This window comes from Neobacillus driksii, assembly GCF_013409995.1.
Classification (GTDB): domain Bacteria; phylum Bacillota; class Bacilli; order Bacillales; family Cytobacillaceae; genus Neobacillus; species Neobacillus driksii.
In genome coordinates this window covers 1-19436 of record NZ_JACCBX010000002.1, presented here as the reverse complement: position 1 = coordinate 19436, position 19436 = coordinate 1, and the positions used below count along the sequence as shown (strand labels likewise).

General features: G+C 39.7%; 14 protein-coding genes, 2 rRNA genes, 1 pseudogene and 1 other annotated feature. Of the genes and pseudogenes, 4 read left to right on the top strand and 13 right to left on the bottom strand.

The window, feature by feature from the left end; translation table 11 throughout:
- Nucleotides 1-111: 111 nt before the first annotated feature.
- From F4694_RS03305 to F4694_RS03295, 3 genes are all read right to left on the bottom strand, one after another.
- Entirely contained in the window at nt 112-351 is a 240-nt protein-coding gene (locus F4694_RS03305) for a hypothetical protein (RefSeq protein WP_179595490.1), read from the bottom strand.
- An 84-nt stretch (nt 352-435) separates the two neighbouring features.
- A complete protein-coding gene (locus tag F4694_RS03300; protein ID WP_179595489.1) occupies nt 436-897 on the bottom strand; it encodes a flavin reductase family protein in 462 nt (153 codons plus the stop codon).
- Between the two features lie 81 nt (nt 898-978).
- Nucleotides 979-1350 (bottom strand): DnaJ family domain-containing protein, encoded by a 372-nt coding sequence (locus F4694_RS03295; RefSeq protein ID WP_179595488.1) that lies wholly within the window; start codon nt 1348-1350, stop codon nt 979-981.
- 139 nt (nt 1351-1489) lie between these two features.
- On the opposite strand from F4694_RS03295, the gene F4694_RS03290 reads away from it, so the two are divergent.
- On the top strand, nt 1490-3142 hold the full coding sequence (locus tag F4694_RS03290; protein WP_179595487.1) for an FAD-binding dehydrogenase: 1653 nt from the start codon (nt 1490-1492) through the stop codon (nt 3140-3142).
- 77 nt (nt 3143-3219) lie between these two features.
- The gene (yyaC, locus tag F4694_RS03285) at nt 3220-3837 is read left to right on the top strand and encodes a spore protease YyaC (RefSeq protein ID WP_257029112.1); all 618 of its coding nucleotides are present in this window, start codon (nt 3220-3222) and stop codon (nt 3835-3837) included.
- A gap of 59 nt (nt 3838-3896) precedes the next feature.
- Here yyaC and F4694_RS03280 read toward each other — a convergent pair whose 3' ends face one another.
- The 3 genes and pseudogenes from F4694_RS03280 to F4694_RS03270 form a co-directional block, all read right to left on the bottom strand.
- Nucleotides 3897-5489 carry an amidohydrolase gene (locus tag F4694_RS03280; protein WP_179595485.1) on the bottom strand — a complete coding sequence of 531 codons (1593 nt, stop codon included), beginning with the start codon at nt 5487-5489 and terminating at the stop codon, nt 3897-3899.
- A gap of 146 nt (nt 5490-5635) precedes the next feature.
- Nucleotides 5636-6907, bottom strand: a complete 1272-nt coding sequence (gene ilvA / locus F4694_RS03275; RefSeq protein ID WP_179595484.1) for a threonine ammonia-lyase IlvA — start codon at nt 6905-6907, stop codon at nt 5636-5638.
- Nucleotides 6908-6996: 89 nt separating this feature from the next.
- Nucleotides 6997-7247, bottom strand: a binding site (T-box leader).
- A gap of 425 nt (nt 7248-7672) precedes the next feature.
- A pseudogene (locus F4694_RS03270) lies at nt 7673-11948 on the bottom strand (S8 family serine peptidase).
- 461 nt (nt 11949-12409) lie between these two features.
- Between F4694_RS03270 and F4694_RS03260 the strand changes: the two are divergent.
- Nucleotides 12410-12922 carry a gamma carbonic anhydrase family protein gene (locus F4694_RS03260; protein ID WP_179595482.1) on the top strand — a complete coding sequence of 171 codons (513 nt, stop codon included), beginning with the start codon at nt 12410-12412 and terminating at the stop codon, nt 12920-12922.
- A gap of 333 nt (nt 12923-13255) precedes the next feature.
- Here the strand turns inward: F4694_RS03260 and F4694_RS03255 are convergent, their stop codons facing one another.
- A complete protein-coding gene (locus F4694_RS03255) occupies nt 13256-14593 on the bottom strand; it encodes an MDR family MFS transporter (RefSeq protein ID WP_179595481.1) in 1338 nt (445 codons plus the stop codon).
- Nucleotides 14594-14795: 202 nt separating this feature from the next.
- On the opposite strand from F4694_RS03255, the gene F4694_RS03250 reads away from it, so the two are divergent.
- Nucleotides 14796-15149, top strand: coding sequence for a hypothetical protein (locus F4694_RS03250; protein ID WP_179596000.1), 354 nt, complete (start codon nt 14796-14798; stop codon nt 15147-15149).
- A gap of 38 nt (nt 15150-15187) precedes the next feature.
- On the opposite strand, the gene F4694_RS03245 is transcribed toward F4694_RS03250, so the two are convergent.
- The 6 genes from F4694_RS03245 to F4694_RS03220 all read right to left on the bottom strand — a co-directional run.
- Nucleotides 15188-16312: an NADH-dependent flavin oxidoreductase gene (locus F4694_RS03245; protein ID WP_179595480.1), complete on the bottom strand. Its 1125-nt coding sequence runs from the start codon at nt 16310-16312 to the stop codon at nt 15188-15190.
- 100 nt (nt 16313-16412) lie between these two features.
- Nucleotides 16413-17885, bottom strand: a complete 1473-nt coding sequence (locus tag F4694_RS03240; RefSeq protein WP_179595479.1) for a sensor domain-containing diguanylate cyclase — start codon at nt 17883-17885, stop codon at nt 16413-16415.
- Nucleotides 17886-18086: 201 nt separating this feature from the next.
- A complete protein-coding gene (locus F4694_RS03235; protein ID WP_179595478.1) occupies nt 18087-18413 on the bottom strand; it encodes a hypothetical protein in 327 nt (108 codons plus the stop codon).
- A 159-nt stretch (nt 18414-18572) separates the two neighbouring features.
- Complete coding sequence (locus tag F4694_RS03230) at nt 18573-18827, bottom strand: DUF1292 domain-containing protein (protein ID WP_306458361.1); 255 nt, start codon at nt 18825-18827, stop codon at nt 18573-18575.
- Nucleotides 18828-18982: 155 nt separating this feature from the next.
- Nucleotides 18983-19099 (bottom strand): 5S ribosomal RNA (rrf, locus tag F4694_RS03225).
- A 201-nt stretch (nt 19100-19300) separates the two neighbouring features.
- Nucleotides 19301-19436: ribosomal RNA gene (locus F4694_RS03220) — 23S ribosomal RNA — on the bottom strand; the annotation flags it as partial.

The following is a 19436-nucleotide window of genomic DNA, read 5'->3' as shown; positions in this document are numbered from 1 at the left end:
ATAAATTAAAATGTAAACGCTCTCTATATTGAGGAGAAATAATAAATCTTTGCATTATATTAAAAAAAATTTAGACAAAAAAACGAAGAAATCATAAGATTTCTCCGTTTTTTATTTGGGACTATTTAGAAACGTTTGTATGGCAACCGCTAATACGAAAACTGCAAGAAAAATACTGATATATCCACGCCGTTTTATCCCTTGTTTTAACTCGTCCAAACCACCGGCTAATATAAAAGCACTTAAACTCAACATCATGATTGGCTGCGCCACAAAATTTTTCGTTATTAATCCAAATCCTGCTAATAATATAACAACGATTCCCAATATAATTCTTATTTTCTTTAACAAGGTAACCCCTCCTGCTCTAATTGTACTATACAATAATACAACCACAATAGAAAAAAGCTGCCAAGTGACAGCCTCTTAAAGGTGTTATTGTGATAATTTTCGGTATTGACCGCCGAAATACAACAAAGGATCTCCTTCATTCACCTTAAGGTCAGTAACTTCACCAATAAATAAAACGTGATCACCTGCTTCAACTTCGTTATAAAGATTACACGTTATGTTCGCAAGCGCTCCCTCGATAACAGGCAGATTTCCGAATGTCTCAAAATTATAGGGAGTTTCCTCTTTTATTTGTCCTGCAAACCTCATAGATTCTGTTTGTTGATCTTCAGATAGGAAACTAACCGAAAATTTTTTCGTTTGTTGTATGATAGGCAGCATTCTAGCTCTTTTATCGATGGATACAAGGATTAATTTAGGATTTAATGAGACAGATACGAATGCATTCGCTGTCATGCCATGTGATTCACCCTCTACTTCAGTTGAAACAACGGTAATACCCGTTGCAAATTTCCCCATTGCATTTCGAAAAAAACGATCGTCCATTCCACAACATCCCTTCTCTTTTTACCGAATATTTGTTGTTTATCTTATTACCTATGCGAATTGGTGTCTAATATTCTCTTTTTATTGCCAAATCTTAGCATGCAGTTCAATATCCTCTAAGCTAATTAACATCTTTTGCATACTTGTTGGACATTCGATATTATACTTTTTTACCTTCACGTTTATTTCATCAATAAAGCTATTAATCTTCTCTTCAGTGGACCCTTCGCCAATTAGTTTTAGCAGCTTTGCCATATCCTGTTTGATTTCCTTTTGTAATGTAACAAAAGGCGGTAAATAACCGGCTTCTTTGGCTGTTTTTTGAAAATTAGAGTAGATATCACCGGAGAAAAAATTTTTGGGAAGCGGTTTGCCGAAACCAGGAAGTCGTTTCGCCTCTTCTAAATCTTCGATATTTGCGTTTGGGTTATATTTCCCTTTACTATTCGTCATGGCTAGAATAATCTCCCCTCTTGAAAACATTACTACTATTATTCTATTTTCGACGTCCATATTCCTGTTACAAATCCTCGATTGACTTTTCGGAATAGTTAAAATACCATCAATATATCTGATGTTCTGGAGGTAAAGTATGAAGTTTGATGTGATTGTAGTAGGTGCAGGGCTAGCTGGTTTAGTGGCCACAGCTGAGCTTGCGGACGCAGGTAAGAAAGTGCTGCTGCTTGATCAAGAACCAGAGGCTTCAATGGGCGGACAGGCCTGGTGGTCCTTTGGTGGATTGTTTCTAGTTGATTCACCTGAACAACGAAGATTGGGAATAAAAGATTCACGAGAACTTGCCTGGCAAGACTGGATTGGTTCAACTGGCTTTGATAGAGAAGAAGACGAAGATTACTGGGGTAAAAAATGGGCACAAGCCTATGTAGACTTTGCTGCCGGGGAAAAACGTGAATGGCTATATAAAATGGGAGTCCGTTTCTTTCCGGTAGTGGGCTGGGCCGAGCGTGGCGGATACCTAGCTGATGGACATGGAAACTCTGTACCACGGTTCCATATTGTATGGGGAACGGGTCCCGGTATTGTTGAGCCATTTGAAAAAAAAGTCCGTAATGCCATGTCGACAGGACTTGTGGACTATCGTCCTCGGCATCGTGTCAATGAATTACTGACAGAAAATGGAGCTGTTGTTGGAGTCAACGGATCCATTCTCGTCCCTAGCCCAGCAGCCCGCGGCCAAGCAAGTTCACGTGAAGTAATCAGTGATTTTGAATTTCATGCACAAGCTGTCATTGTAACAAGTGGCGGCATCGGAGGCAATCCAGACTTAATTCGAAAAAATTGGCCGGCGCGACTCGGGAAAGCGCCCAAAAATATGATTTCCGGTGTTCCTGATCATGTTGATGGGAGAATGCTAGAAATCACGGAGAATGCTGGAGGCAGAATCGTTAACCGCGACCGTATGTGGCACTATACGGAAGGAATTAAGAACTGGAATCCAATATGGAGCAATCACGGTATCCGCATCCTTCCAGGGCCATCGTCTATATGGCTTGATGCAAAAGGAAACCGTTTTCAAGCGCCGAATTTCCCTGGGTTCGACACGTTAGGTACGTTAGAAGCCATTCAGAAAACGGGATATGAATATTCCTGGTTTATCTTAACTCAGAAAATAATAGAAAAAGAGTTTGCACTTTCTGGGTCTGAACAAAACCCTGACCTCACTGGTAAAAGTATAAAAAAAGTATTGTCCCGTGTTCTTCCCGGACCTACAGCGCCGGTTAAGGCATTTATGGACAAAGGCGAGGATTTTGTCATTGCAGATAATTTAACCGAGCTTGTGGAAGGTATGAATAGGCTTACGGGTGATAACCTTCTAACCTTAAATGAGATCGAGCGGCAAATCGCTACTAGAGACCGAGAGATGGATAATAAGTTTACAAAGGATCTGCAGGTAACTGCCATTCACGGAGCACGCAATTATGTTGGTGACAAGTTAATTCGTGTCGCCTCTCCTCATAAATTACTTGATCCTAAAAATGGTCCATTGATTGCGGTGCGCCTACATATTGTGAGTCGAAAAACACTAGGCGGTCTTCAAACAGATTTATCTGGACGGGTACTTAATTCAGCGGGTGAACCTGTGCCCGGTTTATATGCCGCTGGCGAGGTTTGTGGTTTTGGCGGGGGCGGGGTTCATGGCTACCGTGCACTAGAGGGAACCTTTCTCGGTGGATGCCTATTCACCGGCAGACAAGCAGGACGTGCTATTGCAAAGGAATTATAGATTAGTTGGTTTAATAATTTTTTAAAAAATAGAAGGATTATTTTATAGGAATGAAGAATTTTTTGAAAGTATAAACGATGGTGAGGTGTTATAGCATGGGCAGCAGCACGGTTAGTATTAGTTTACAATCTAAACCCAATATAATTATTCCCTATAATGATAGATTAGCACCTCTCTATATACGGCAAGCACTTTATTCTCTTATACCTGATGGGACCGAACATATTTATGTGATAGGAATTGGCTCTAGTCGGATTAATGGTGACAGCCTGGGTCCTTTTGTTGGAAGCCTGTTGAAGAACAACTTTTCTGTTCACTTAACCGTGCTTGGAAACCTGCAGGCGCCACTTGACGCAACAACACTTGTCCCTGAACTAGGACAACTCTCCTTCCGAAAAAATAGTTTTGTTATTGCAATTGATAGTGTTTTAGGAAGTGATGACTACGTAAACTCCATCGTGGTAAAGGACGGACCAGTAGTACCGGGTGTTGGGCTGGGAAATATTCTACCTCCAATTGGGGACTGCAGTATTACTGGCGTAGTCCTCGAGAATGATCCCGCCCTAAAAAACTCGCTGTTATGTACCGATCTACATCTTGTATATACGATGGCTACTTCCATTGCTAAGGGTATTTCATTAACGGTTAGGCAATATTACAAATACCCATCTTCCCAACCGCTTTTAGCTTATTAAAATGTTTGCTTAAGAAACAATGGACCCCGCTACGAGATCCATTGTTTTTTTATGTTTTTTTAAACCTCTTGAATTTTCCCATCAATAATGGTCATTTCAATATTTGTATTTAATAGTTCATCGGGATTGTCCAATTCAAAGAGATTCTTAGAGTACACCGTCATGTCTGCTAACTTCCCTCTTGAAATTGTACCTTTTATCGCTTCTTCGTTTGTTGCATAAGCCCCGCCAACTGTAAAAAGCTTAACAGCCTCAAACATCGAGATCTTCTGACTCTCATTCCAGACCTCATTTTTATCGGGGGTTTTTCGAGTAACAGCTGCATGAATACCAAGCAATGGATCAACTGGTTCCACAGGTGCGTCTGATCCGCCTGCACAGATAACCCCATTAGAGAGTAGGGATTTCCAGGCATACAAATAGGATTCCCGCTCCTTACCAATCCGGTCGATTACCCATGGATAATCTCCAACAACAAACCTAGGCTGGATATCGGCTACAATACTTGGGTCCGCTAATCGAGCTATTAAATCCTCCCTAACTAATGAAGTGTGGATGATCCGATCACGATAGTTCACCTTTGGAAATTGATCTAAAATATTGAGAACATTCTCCAGCGCCTGATCACCTATCGTATGAACGGCTATTGGCATGGATTGCGCCCGTGAGTCCTTTACAATGTTAAAAAGAACTTCTTCCGTTTGCATGGCTTCACCAAATTGACCAGGTTCATCGTGATAAGGCTCTGATAGCAGTGCAGTTCGTCGTCCAAATGCACCATCTGCAAATATTTTGATAGCACCGATTTGCAGTTTCCCATTCCCAAAACCAGCAAACATCCCTTTTTCCTTTAATGCAGGCAGATATGGATAATCAATCAAAAGGTTGCAGCGTAACCCGTTTTGCTCCTGATTGAGTAACTCATCATACATGCGATACGTTTGCTGCAGGCCGCCTAAATAAGCCGGGTCATTCGTATGTACACTGGTTAACCCTTTTTTAATTGCGAATTTCATTGCTTGTCCCAAACCATTTTTTAACTCATCGTATGTTTTATCTGGAATATGTTTAGTAACTAGTTGGGAAGCCGACTCCAACAGCAGTCCTGTTGGTCTTTTGGTTTGCGGATCCAAAACCACCCTTCCACCCTGCGGTACTTTAATCTTTGGATGATAGTGGCTCATTTCAAGTGCTTTACTATTGACTAAAAATGCATGATAGCAAATTCTTTTTAGGTAAATCGGACAATGTGGTGCAACGTGATCTAATTCATCGATAGTAGGAATCGTTCCTTCTGTAAACAGATTTTCATCCCAACCCATTCCAATCAGCCATTTACCAGGAGGAACGGTATTCGCTTTTTGCTTTATTTTATCAAGCATTTCGGATTTAGAGGTTACCCCTGTTAAATCTAAGTCCAAGAAATTAAATGCAACACCGGACATGTGTAGGTGGCTGTCTATCAGGCCAGGAGTAACCATTTTCCCCTGCAGGTCAACTATTCTTGACCCCGCTCTTCCCCATTGTAAGCTCATCTCGTGATGTGAACCTAAATCTAGTATTTTGCCATTCTCAATGACCACCGACTCCACCTCTGGCTGGTTGGAATTAAGGGTATAAATGACACCATTTGTATAAATTGTTTTCGACACGTAGCCCCCACCTTGTACGTTAATGTAATCTTGAATCTATTATAAATGAAAATTCCATTTCAGTGGAAGTATTGTTACCCAATTGACCGTCCCACCCAATTCTCGGTCACAAATAGAAAAGAGCCCAATTGGGCCCTTTGTTTTATCTAAACAAGCATTTGGAACAAGGTGCTGTCTTTATTTACTTCACGGTAAACAAAGCCTTTAGTCTTAATACGTTCAATCAATGGAAAGTAATCATCTTTGCACTTTAGCTCAATTCCTACTAAAGCTGGTCCTGTTTCACGGTTATTCTTTTTTGTATATTCAAAATGGCTGATATCATCATTCGGTCCAAGGACATCATCTAAAAATTCCCGTAAAGCTCCTGGTCGTTGTGGAAATTGAACAATAAAGTAATGCTGAAGCCCCTCATATAACTTAGAGCGTTCTTTGATTTCCTGCATCCGGCCGATATCGTTGTTTCCGCCGCTTACAATGCAGACCACCGTTTTGCCCTTAATTTCATCTGTAAATTGATCAAGTGCGGCAATGGAGAGTGCACCTGTTGGTTCAACTACAATCGCATTTTCATTGTAGAGAGCTAATAGTGTAGTGCATACTTTTCCTTCGGGAACTACCACAATATCATCAACGACTTCTTTACAAATCTCAAACGTCATGGAACCGACGGTTTTCACTGCTGCTCCATCGACAAACGGGTCAATTTCTTTCAGAGAGGTAACCTCTCCAGTAAAAATAGACTCCTTCATCCCGGCTGCTCCTTGTGGTTCTACACCAATTATTTGGGTTTCTGGTGAAAAATGTTTCATATAAGTACCGACTCCAGAAAGAAGTCCGCCTCCACCAATAGCACCAAATAGGTAATCAATTTTTTCAGGACAATCATTCAGCAGCTCAACTGCAACCGTACCTTGACCAGCAATCACGTCTCGGTCATCAAACGGATGGATAAACGTTCTATTTTCTACTTTGCTGCATTCCATCGCTTTTTCATATGCATCGTCAAAGGTATCCCCTACTAATACAATCTCTACATGTTCCTTCCCCCAAAATTTTACCTGATTCACCTTTTGTTTTGGAGTCGTACTTGGCATAAATACTTTTCCGTTAATTTTTAAATGATTGCAAGAATAGGCCACCCCTTGCGCGTGATTTCCGGCGCTTGCACAAATAATTCCATTCTCTAATTCTTCCGCTGTTAGCTTCTTAATCCGATTATAAGCACCGCGGATTTTAAAGGAACGAACACTTTGCATGTCCTCTCTCTTTAAATAAATATGACAGTCATATCGCTCAGATAATAAGTGATTATACTGCAGAGGAGTTGGCGAAATCACATCCTTGATGGTGTGGCTGGCAATAATGATATCCTCTACCTGTACAGTTTTTTCTTTTTGGTCTACTTGTTGATTCATTTCACTTTCCTCCTCTTTTTTTGATCCAACTAAATCGCCCTTATAAGGCATTTATATTTTTTTGAAAACAACAAAAAACCCGCCCCGTGTATAGGGACGAGTTTAACTCGCGATACCACCCTACTTCCACAGCAAAAAATACCAGGCTGTGGCTCTCGATAAACGTATCATGATGATACGTGTTCCCTGTAACGGTGGATTATTCCGGTGTAGCTTACTTAATCTTTTCAGCTGCACATCTCGGAGATGATTTTCAGAAAAGCCCTGCCATCGACTCCCAGCAAATGTCGACTCTCTTTGGACAAGGTGCTTAGCTTACTGTTCTCGTCATCAATTCGTTTTAAATTATTTATAAGATTATCACTGTAAAGCGGCAGAGTCAATATTTTTTGACTATTTTAATTATTTTGTTAATTATAAAAGCGCTTACATTTTTTATAGGCACTGTTATGATTCATTGTTGATTTTCGTGTAGGTATGAGAATTCATAGGCGGAGAATTTCCGGTTAATGTATATAGAGGAACCTAAAGTAGCAGATATAAGCGGAGATATTCCGGTTATCTGGTCTAAATAAGACAAAATTCAAAGATTTTTATCATATAAGCGGAAAAACTCCTCTTATTTTTAAGGAAATATGGGTATTTCCCAATTTAACCGGAATTTATCTGCTTATTCTTAAACACAATAAATCAACATCAGACTATAACAAAGCTTATTCTAAAAAAGAGCATCTACCAAACTAGTTGGTAGATGCTCTTCGCCTTTTATTTCTTTTTCTTAACGTTTATAAACAATTTTCCAGCTGCTGTTTTTCTTGTTTCATTTCCAAAAGAATCTACTGCTTTGACTTCAATGACCGCACCGTCGGCTGTCATGTCTTTTGTGGCTGTATAGTAGCCGACATAATATCCTGGTGATACTTCCATCAATGGCAGTACTGTCGCATTTTGTACAGAGTTAAGGTTGGTTAAAGGCATATGAATCACAAAAGATGTTTTTAAACCAGGCTCACTTGTAAACTCGATTTTTACACTTTCCCCTTTTTTCAATGTCTTATCCTCAGCAGGTTTTACATCTGCAATCACTGGTGCAGTAAAGTCAACAGCAATTTGTACGGTTTGCTCTGTACGATTACCGGCACGGTCTTCTGCTGTGACTGTAATACTGTTTGTTCCTTCATCTAATAGAACTCGTGCGGAATAGGTGCCACTTTCTACTTTTGCTGGTGTACCATTAACAGTTACAGAGTTTAAATAATCATCAACGACAGTACCAGTAACAGTAACAGTTTCTTTATTTATTTTTCCGCCATCTGCAGGGCTTGTAATGGCTAACTCTGGTGCAGTCGGGTCGTAAACCACAATAGCGGGTGCTGATGGATCGGTAATACCCTGTACAGTTGAAGCTTTGGCTGTTAAACTGTTTTCTCCCTCTTGAAGGGATACATCAACAGCATATGTTCCATTATTCGCTGCTTCGGCAGTACCAATTTCTTCTCCATGATTGTAAATGTGAACGGTTGTGGTTGGTGCAGCTTTCCCTTCAACCTTCACAGTGCCAACGTTCGTGAAGGATCCATCCACAGGAGTTGTGATGGTCGGAGCCGTTACTTCATAATCTACTACAGCACGAATCATGTAGTTTCCTTCTTCTTCCGGTGATGGTGACCAAGCGCCGCCAACTAATTGCCAGCTTCTTATTGCATTTTCACCATCTTCATCTGTCGCAAGTCCAGGTGATGCGGTGTTGATTCCAGCTTGGATGTAAACGAGATAGAAATCTCCTTCGACCACGATGCCGTGACTGCTTAAATCTACATGTGTCCATTGACCATTACGTAATGCAGTTGCATCAATAGGGCCAGCAAGTTTTTTACCTGGTGCACCATCTGGACCACTAGCATCATAAACTTCCACTTTGAAATTGGTCCCACCTGGAACAGGCCATTCTGTATCCCAGAATCGGAATAACCCTCCGGATACGAGTGCCTTTTCATTTCCAGGTGCTAAGGACATTTTTACAGCCCATCCATTACCTGCATCGTAAAATGCTCGTGCATTTTCAGCTGTGCCGTCATCATAGCCAATTTCACTTGGGTACCCAATGAATGGCTTCAATTCGAAGTTTTGTGCAATAGTTCCTTGAAGTGAAACAGACACTTCTTGACTATAGAAATGAGGGGCGAAGATTTTTAATGTATAATCCCCTTCAAATCCTGTTAAAGAATAGTGACCACTAGCATCTGTGGCAACAGGTGCAATGTTTGCATCTTCAATCAAGTAGACAGTTGCTCCAGAAACAGGTTCACCTGTTGCTTGATTGATGACAGTTCCTGTTACTGTACCTTTTGGAAGTTCTTCTAAAGTAAAGTTAGCTGTAACTTCACCATCCTGCTCTATGTTCACGGTTTGGGTTTCTGAACGGAAACCATAACTTTCAGCAACAACTTTAAATTCACCTGCAGCATGTGTCATTTCAAAGCTTCCGTTTGCAGGATTTGTTCTTACAGATCGTCCGGATTCTAAAACGGTTACCTGAGCCTGCATAGGCAGGACAAATGGAGCAGCCTTTTCACTGCTGGTTTCTTTAGAAACCTCTGGGATTTGAATGGTAATTTTATTTGAATCGACTTTTTCTTTCAAGCCATCCTTCTCTGATGAATCTTGTTTTTCCGCAACCACACCAAGCTGTTGTGGTGCAGTGAGTGCCGTATCAGTTATCCGTACGTCATCTAAATACCAGCCATCTCTAACCACGCTGCCATCAGTCCTTACGTTAAATGCCACATAGATACGTTGACCGGCATATTCACTTAGATCCACTTCACCATCTATCCATCCATTGGATAAATTATTAACCCGCAGCTTTTGAACCCAGTTTACATTATCTGTCGATACATAGACGTGACCGTAATCATAGTTTCTTTCGAGATTGTACCATTGCTTAAATTGTAAGTAACTCCTTCCTTCAGGTAAATCGATTGGCGGCATTCGTAGTGACATATTGGCTCTGCTGTCATACGTACCGTCTAAGTTTGTTCCATATACCTTTTCACCTGAGAACGCAGCACCTGGTCCGCTTGTTGGTGCGCCCCATTCCCACGTATTTAATGCACCATACGTAGTCCAGCCATCTGGGTTGCTTTCAAAATCATGTGCATACCCTACCGTAATGCCTGGGAGTACTGCTACAGAATATTGATTGATTGTTTCATTACCACCGAAATCGGTTACTCTTACAGTATAGGAGAAGGATTCGCCGGCGATATGCTCACCAGGGATGGCAGCTTGATAGATTCCATTTTTATAATCACCATTGATACGTTCTGCAGCAATTGTATTCGATGTTCCATCTGCTAATTGATATACCACTTCTACATTTGTTACACTGATATTGTCGGCAGCTGAAGCTTGTAACGTTAGTGGCATTCCTGCAAAAACCGTGGCAGGTTGGGAATGTTCTAACACGGGAGCTTCACTGTCGTTTCCTTCTTTTGTTACCTGTCCTTTCAGCTTTCCTAATCCCGAAATCACAGAGGATACGGCATCATATACATTTAATAGACCTGATCCATAACCGTTGTTCGGAGATTCTGGATAGGTATTATCTGTCAAAGGAACCGCAGTGGTCATTAAAATTTCTTCTAACTCATCTACGGTTAAACTTGAATTCGCTTGAAGCAATAAGGCAATCGCTGCTGCTACGTGAGGTCCAGCCATCGATGTTCCATTCCATCCACCTTCATAACTACTTCAGGGAACGGAAGAACGAATGTTAACGCCTGGTGCAGTTAGCTCCGGTTTAATTTCTTGATATGGAGATGGTCCTAATAAGGAAAAACTTCCTAGTGATTATTAATATCTGTTGCACCTGTAGCGACTGATTCAGGGTAGTTTGCAGGGTTTGCAACGGAACCAGGTCCGCCTGGATTGGTTAAAGTTGTGTTACCAGCTGAGAATTCTGGGAAGATTTCTGCTGCTCTCCATGCTTGAACCATAGGGCGATACCACTCATCTAAACCTGCACCTCCACCCCATGAGTTATTTACTACATCTGGTGCCAAATCAGGATTTCCATTTGGTGCTAAAATCCATTCACCGGCTTCTAATAAATCAGCATCTGTACCACCTGCCGCTGTAAAAGCTTTAACAGCTATCCATTTTGCACCAGGCGCAACACCAATGGCATTGGAACCATCTGGGTCAGACCCTACCATCGTCCCAGTAACATGGGTTCCATGTCCTTGATCATCATATGGAGCTGATTGACCCCGTACTGCGTCAAACCAGTGGTTTTCATGAGAAACCTGTCCTGTTGCTTCATCAAATCCCCGATATTTTGACTGCAATGCAGGGTGATTCCACTGAACTCCCGTATCAATGGAGGCAACAGTAATCCCACTGCCATCGATCCCCATCTCCCAAACGGCCGGGGCACCTACTCGGTAAATATTCCATTCAATTGAATTGGTTTCGGCTTTGGGTTCTAAAAGGGCTTCAGCTGATTTTTCAGGAACAAACAATTGCCTAGTTTCATTTGGTAGAATTTTCTCTACCTCTTGAAATGAAGCAACCTTCTCCATAACTTCTTTTGTAGCAGTTACCGCAATCCCATTCACTACATAGTAGGAATGGACGTCTTGTACAGCCCCCGCTTCTACTTGCTTTTGCAGGTATTGCAACAGTTCAAACTGAGTTTCCTGTGCTGTAGCTTTTAATTCGGAAACAATAGAGGAACGTTTCAAGGATTTGGCTTTAGCCGGTGCCGCTTTATTGAGGCTTGCATTTTTATCAGCTTCTTTTGCTACGCTAGCCGTATCTACCTGCTCCTTCATCTTAATTAAAAAGGTTATTTTTCTTTCTCATCAAACTGTTTCTCTAGACTATTTGAGATCTTTTGTGCTGGAGATGTTAAGCTGTCTTTCGCTGAAACACTTACTCCTTTTGTAGCAGCTGCATTCACTTGAGGCTGTATGAGCATAGGCAAAACTAGCATCGCGGTACAAAACACTGATAACATCCGGTGTTTCTTTCTTCTCATCCCATTACCCCCTAAGTATGATAGTAACTAAGCGTTTCCTGCCCTCCTTCCTTCGCACTCTTTATGTCATAAACATGGTGCTATCTTAAAAATAACGTTTTGAGATTGTTGTTTGTGTCGAATATAGTCTAAAAAACTGGCGTAAGTCTAAATTGATAAAATAGTATTCATTGGGAAATATGGAAAAAATAGTCCAATTTTAGGTCGACAAGTAATCTTTTTCTGAGGCGCACGAATCCTTTTATACTAGTTTATCAATCTTTTTGTTGAGGTAATTTTCTCTATTTTGTTAAAATGATTATTTTTTCCTAGTAATATTGATACTTACTTAAGGGAAAATCTCCTCAGTTTCAGTTTTTGAGTAGTCTTTTTCAATCCTACAATTTTCGTTCCTCTGATAGTAATGGTATAATTTTGCTGAAATGTAAAACAATTCTGAATATAAGGGAGCGAGTAAAACAATGAATTTTCCATACAAAGGGACCACACCTAACGTGCATGAAAGTGTATTTGTTGCACCTGGTGCTTATATTATTGGAGATGTTACGATTGGAGAGGAATCGACCGTTTGGTTTAATGCAGTGCTGCGTGGAGATGATGGCCCGATTAAGGTTGGGAAAAGATGCAGTATTCAAGATAACTCCACGATTCACCTGTATGAAGGTTCTCCTGTTGAAATTGGAGACGATGTTACCATTGGACATAATGTTATTTTGCATGGCTGTAAGATTGGCAGAAATTCAATTATTGGAATGGGGTCGACTTTACTAGACAATGTCGAAGTTGGAGAAGAATGTATAATTGGTGCGAACACACTTTTAGCGGGTGGTATTAAGATCCCTCCACGATCCTTAGTTCTAGGTTCACCTGGGAAAGTAGTCCGTGAATTAACAGAAAAAGACCTGCAAATGCTCAAATATTCCAGTGATAACTATGTAGAAAAAGGTAAAGAATATAGAGAAATATTAAAATAATGAGCATGGAAAAAGTCCAATTCAATACTGGACTTTTTTTCTATATAAAAAGGCAAGCATAGTGCTATGCTCACCTTTTGTTCTTGCAATGCGAAATGATCATACTTTACGAATACACTGGGCTTAGTCTAACTGGCTTCCTTAAAAGAAAGTTCAACTTAGCTTGAGCATTATTAAGTACATAAGTTAACCTAATCCTTAGAAGCTTCAACGATCTTAATAAGCTAAAAAGTATATTCAAAGTATATCCCTCCACATTGAAGTTTAGTGTTATTGGATAACACTAGACCTATTATTTATCTGTGAAGGTATTTTATTCAAGCGAGTAAACCTTTACTTAGATAAAGCTGTCTCTCCAACTGGGGATGTTTTCTCTGGAATTCGAAAGCTAAGAAAGATCGTAATGAAACTCAATATGAGAGCATAAAGAAAGACGTTTTTCATCCCTATGGCAAGTGTAACCCCATGATTAATAATCACGCCCATAATGGTAACACCTACGGATGTCCCAATATTTCTTAAAAATATCTGAAGCGAAGTAGACATCCCCTTTATAGTGGATTCCGCAAATTCTTGTGAGGCAATTGTTCCTAGGGCAAACAATAAACCAAAGCAAAATCCCTGGATTGTCAAAATGATAAACAAACCAACATAGGATAAATCCTGGATGAATAAATAAAGAATCAACCCTGAAACAGTTGTTACAATACTACCAATCATAAATAAAACCTTATAGCCAAAACGGATAATCCATTTTCCTGCAGGTGTACTTCCAAACGACCATCCAAGCGCAATACTTAACAAAATCAATCCACTTTTATAAATACTCATTTGACTGCTTTCCTGCAAATATAACGGAATAAAGTTCGATGTACCATAGAATGATAAGCAATAAATTAACATAAAAAGATTCGTCGATAGTAGCCCTTTATTTTTAAATAAGGTAACGGGGAGTAAAGGATGCTGCTCTTTTCTTTCGACAAGGACAAATAGTATAAACCCGATTACACCACTGATAACATACCAGAAAGGATTGCTCAAGCTGGTTGATAATAATAAAAGGGTAATCGAAATACCGAAAAGGAAAAAACCTTTATAATCGATATAGGTCTTTTTGTATGCCGCAGCTTCCTTATAGGGTATTAGAAAAAGAATGGTTGCAATACCAATAGGGATATTGATAAAGAATATCCATCTCCAGGTCATTGCTTCCACAAAAAAGGATCCTAATATTGGCCCGATAATCGAGGATATCGCCCATATTGCGCTAAAGACCGCTTGGATTTTCCCGCGTTTTTCTATTGTGAATAAATCCCCCACTATAATCATGGAAAGAGGAATCATTCCCCCGGCGCCTAATCCTTGAATACCTCGAAAAATAATCAACATTACCATTGAATTAGCTAAACCGCAAAGAATGGATCCGACAGTAAACAAAGCTACCGCAACCATTAGAAGTTTTTTTCGACCATACATATCCGATAATTTGCCGTAAAGAGGAACCGTAATGGTACTCACTAACATATAAACAACAAATATCCATGAAAACAATTCCAAGCCCCCAAGTTGATTAACAATCGTGGGACTTGCAGTTTGCATGATATTTGTATCAAGAGCTGAAATGAGTGTCGTAATGACAAGCCCTATAAACACATACTTATTCTTGTTCATTTTGTTCCTCCTGAAATGTGTTGTTGATAATTTCAAATTTTTTACAAAGGGTAATTCACTCCTACTATTATAGCAAAATGTTATTTTTTGAAACTACTCTTTTCTCATTACCATTAAATGAGGATAGTCTCATCTTTTTATTGGGTATCCTATTTGATATCGAGAAGGAGGAGTAACTTTGGAAGATAACATTATTGAGGTAATGGATGAAAGGTTGAAAGAACAAATAGAATATGAAATAAGAGGAATGAAGTTTACGAAGAATTTCCGGTCACCTTCAGCAGAGGAATGGTATATTTTTCTTCCCAGTTATACCGACCCGGTAACCGGTGGTGCGGCTGGAAAAACAATTATCCATTATAATCTTTATGATACAAAACAAATTTTTATTAATACCACCATCATTTTTGATGATCTTTCCCTGCATAAAAACGAACTGCACCAACTCGTTTATGCTGTTGCAGATGAAATTGTGAATCGGCTGGTAGGTTATGCTGACACGCTTCTATCTGTTCATGCTGGAGAAAATTCATATAACGCTGAGTATAAACAGTAAAGAGTTCATCCCTACCGTGCGGATGAACTCTTTTCGCGTTACTGAATTCCTGGAAACCACCCTGGTGTGTGAGTAATCGCCTGCCATAGTGGATCAGGAATAACAAGCTGTTCCTGATTATCCTTATTAATCTCTGTAGTAATTTCATCTACTCTTCCCTCTTGTACCTTCTGTACCCAATCTGGATCAATAATCAATTCACGTCCTAGGGCAATCAGTGCAACCCCTGTCTGGAAAGCTTTTAAAGCTTCATCCGGAGTATAAATGGAGCCAACCCCAATCACAGGAACTTTATTTCCAACTCGTTCTTGGATGATTTCAATCCGTGAACGCGTATCGTCAACACCTCTTCTTGGGGTTGACCAGAAATCCTGCAGCGAGACATGAAGATAATCCAGATCCTTTTTGGCTAATTCATCAATTAAGACAAGCGTATCCGCCATGGTAATGCCGGGTGTTTCTGCCTCTTCTGGAGAAAAGCGGTATCCGACAATAAACGGCCCTTTGGCATTCTCAGCAACCACACGCTTAACTTCATTTACAACGGCCAGTGGGAAGGTTAACCGTTTCTCTAAACTGCCTCCCCAACGATCGTTACGGCGGTTTGAATGTGGAGAGAAAAACTGTTGGATGAGATAGCCGTTGGCGCCATGGATTTCTACTCCATCAAAACCTGCTTCTATTGCCCGGCGTGTTGTTTCACCAAAATCGCGGATAATGGAACTAACTTCTTGGTCTGATAGTTCCCGTGGAACCGGCTTCCCATTTCCTTCTGCTGGAATATTACTGGCACTGACAATATCACCATTCGGCACTAATTCAGGCGGTACCTGCCTCCCACCATGGAAAATTTGTAATATTGCTTTAGCTCCTTGCTCTTTAATAGCTGTGGCTAGCTTTTGTAAACTAGGGATTAACTCATCCCGATCCCCTCCGAATTCTCCATGAAACCCCTTTCCATTGGCAGTAACATATGTACAAGCTGTAATAACCATCCCAACGCCACTAGAGCGTCTTGCATAATAGTTTACCTCAGCCTCCGTAACCGTTCCATCAGGATTCGATGACCAATTTGTCATTGGTGCCATCACAATTCGGTTTTTCAACTGGATTCCATTCTTAAATGTCAATGTTTCAAATAATGGTTCGAATTTCGAATTCACCGCTATGTACCCCCATTGTTATAACTATTTTTTACTTTCTTATTTTCCAGCTTTTATATTAAAATAAACTTGTAAATAATACAAAAAAAACACCTTGCTTTTAAGCAAGATGAGATAGTTGGTTGAAAATCAGTTGGTTACGCCTGCTTTCTTTCGCTTTATATAATTCTTTATCAGCAAGTTTAATTAGTTCCTCGGGTTTTGTTCTTTCATCTGGAATTAGTGTTGAGCAGCCAATACTAATGCTGACTATAGGTTCTAATACGTTTGAAAGATAGGGTATATTTAGATCTCTTACATTTGCCTGAAGCAATTCAGCCACATGAACAGCTCCTTGTGCATCGGTTTCTGGCAGCAAAATTACGAATTCTTCCCCGCCATATCTAGCAGCAAAATCACCAGCTCTCCTGACAGTATTTTTTAACACTGAGGCAATTAGTCTTAAACACTCATCGCCCGCTTGATGACCATTGAAGTCATTGTATTTTTTAAAAAAATCAATATCAATCATGATAGCTGAAAATGGACTAGAATTTCGTTTTAACCGCTTCCATTCCTCTTGGAGTTTTTCATCAAAATATCTTCGATTCGGGATTCCTGTTAAACCGTCCATGTTAGAAATATACCGTAGCATGACATTTGCTTCATGTAGTCTTTCTTCTTTCTCTAATCGTTCAGTAATATCCCGTGAAACAGCTACAATTCCTTCTAGCTTTCGAGAATTCTTTCGTATGGTTCGAGCATTTGTTTCCATCCACATATACGAACCATCTTTTTTCTTAGTTCGGTGAGAGAATGCAGCAAAATCCAATTCTTCATCTGCCTCAAGGAGTAAAGCAATTACTTTTTCTATCTCGCCAGGATGTAAAAACTCGGATAGATTTTTACCTATCATTTCCTCTGGATAGAAATCTAATAAATCCTTACTAGATGGAGATAAATATTCATACTCCCCGTTAGGATTGAGAAATGAGATAAGATCAGTAGTATTTTCTGTAATAAAACGATACAATTCTGTATTTTTGCGTACCTCTTCTGATAGTTTATTTCGTTTAGTAACATCTCTTAGAAAGACTTCTATGGCAGGTTTGTCATTATAAAGAATCGGAGCTGAAGAGATTTCAATGTCCAATATGTTATGATTTGAGGATATAATTTTTATTTCAACACGATCAAAACTTTTATTCCCTAGAATCATGTCATTAAACCTTTGCCTAACGGTTGGATGATACTCTGGTAAAACAAAATGATAGATGGATTTACCAAGAATATCACCAGAAGATGAATCAACCAATTCCTCAAATTTATCATTCACGAAGACGATTTTCTCATCCTGGTAAACCATAATTGGCTCGGGTGAAAGTTTTAATAGATTCGATAATCTAGATTCACTGATTTCAGCCTTATTCTTATAGTAAATGGCATTATCATATACCCATCCGAGGAATGCAGCGATGGCAGCAAATAAAATAGCTTCTAAGATTGACCATATGGTTGTAGGTTCGGAAAATGATTCTATAATCGAGACCATTATGGATATTAATAGTAATGTGATTCTGCCTGTGAATTTCATCGTGCCACCCCAAAAATAACGTTTAATTTTTCTGTATGGAGACAATTAAACTATAAAATATATTAGTTCTTAAAATAACGTTTTCACTACTAAAATACAGTTTTCTGCATTTAACATACCATACCGGCATTTATTCTAAATCAGGCATTTATGATATTATTTTGACATTTGTTTGTACAAAAATAAAGTAAAGCGAATGTCTTATGCTTCCTTATTAAGAATATAACAGGTACCATCCTCAGCAAAATATAAACACTTTCCGTTTTTAATGTTGAAGTTGACGTTTTTTTTATCATAAATTAGTTTATCAACTATTGTAAAGTTTTCCAAATATTTACTAGTTGGATTGTAGACGATTTCCTGACTCTTCTTCGTTGTTACAAATCCTTTTGGTTCACATTTTCTTTCGGGTTTTAATTCAGCAAACCATTCGCCAGTAAGAAGAATAGATTGGACGGTAATTTTAAATTTCCGATTTTGAATCGACCATACTTTCCTGCAATTACACCGGTGTATTTTACTCTTCATCTGCAAATACCTACTTTCAATAAAAATAAGTATGTCGATGAATTATATTCACACGGTAAAACAAATATTTATCATTTAAAGGCTATAGCTGTAATAAGCCAGTCAGATACGACTGGCGCTATCTTCTAAGTTAACATAACATTATTATATAATAATTATTTACTCTGCAGGTGCTTCCTCCACAGCAATTTGGTATGCATCCAAAATGGACTGGCTTTCGACTGGATCGGAAATTCCAACTAAATATTGGTCCCCTTCGTCTCCTACAACCTGCATGACCATCGTTTCATCCTCGGCTGCCAAAAGTGCATATGACCTGCCTTCCATGTCAAACAACGCCTCAACAGCGAAATCCTTTAGATTTCCTTGCTCGTCCTTTATGGTAATATAATCACGCGGTTCATCGTGCATCATATTCCAATCACCTCCATAAACTTACTTTCCCCTATGAACAGAAGATTTATAAGGAATACAGTCGGAGATTGGTACCCCGCGATTTAATGTGATATTAAGGCACAATTCATTATAAAAATATACAAAAACACAACCATAACAGGTTGTGTTCGTTTGCCTGGCAACGTCCTACTCTCACAGGGACTTTCGTCCCAACTACCATCGGCGCTGAGAAGCTTAACTTCCGTGTTCGGTATGGGAACGGGTGTGACCTTCTCGCCATTATTGCCAGACTATTTAATTTGAGGTTTCATTCCCTCAAAACTAGATAACCAGAAGAAGTGTGTAAAAACGAGTTCGCTTTTAAATATTGTCCAGCTGCGGCTCCTAACTTCTCGGCCGTTTCGATCCGTCTCTACAAATCCAAAACCGGGATTTGCAATGCCGGCTCGGAAGCGTTCGTCGAAGTTGAACAGTCGCCTCCGCTTTTCTATTTGGTTAAGTCCTCGAACGATTAGTATCAGTCAGCTCCACATGTTACCACGCTTCCACCTCTGACCTATCAACCTGATCATCTTTCAGGGTTCTTACTAGCTTGACGCTATGGGAAATCTCATCTTGAGGGGGGCT